The sequence below is a fragment of the Ensifer sp. EB106-03-01-XG145 genome, from assembly GCF_058792075.1.
The window spans coordinates 1-552 of sequence record NZ_JBYTEC010000079.1; the positions used below are offsets into that span (position 1 = coordinate 1).

General features: G+C 61.6%; 1 protein-coding gene. It reads right to left on the reverse strand.

The window, feature by feature from the left end:
• A partial coding sequence (locus AC3WWH_RS34815) for an ISNCY family transposase (RefSeq protein WP_492377633.1) occupies nucleotides 1-552 on the reverse strand: 552 nt, incomplete at both ends.

The following is a 552-nucleotide window of genomic DNA, read 5'->3' on the forward strand; positions in this document are numbered from 1 at the left end:
GAGCGCCGTGGCGAAATCCGTCGGATCGAGGATGAACATCACCTTGTCATAGCGCAGCGTCAGGGACTGCGACAGCTTGCGGATCTCCTTGCGGCACATGGCGCCATCGAGGTTGTCATGCGCGGCAAGCGGCCGATGCATGTCCTTCGGATTGCGCGGCGCCTTGCCAAAGCGACGATTGAAGTCGGCCATGAACTCCGGCGCATAGGCATTGGCCGCCGCGATCGTGTCGATGCCGCGCAGCCGCAGTTCCTTGACCAGGCGATCCTGCAGCGTCTGGTTGGCGCGCTCGACGCGGCCTTTGGCCTGCGGGGTATTGGCGCAGATGATGTCGATGTTGAGCTCATAAAGGGCCCGGCCGAACTGCGTCAGGCCACTGGTCCTGTCCTTCTTGGAAGCATGGGTGGTGCGGAAGATGCCATGCTTGTCGCTGTAGAAGGCAATCGGCTTGCCCCATTGCTGCAGGTAGGCCTTCGTCGCGTGCAGATAGTCGAAGGTGTTCTCCGAGCCCGCAAAGCGTAAGTGCAACAGCTTGCCGGTGGCATCGTCGAT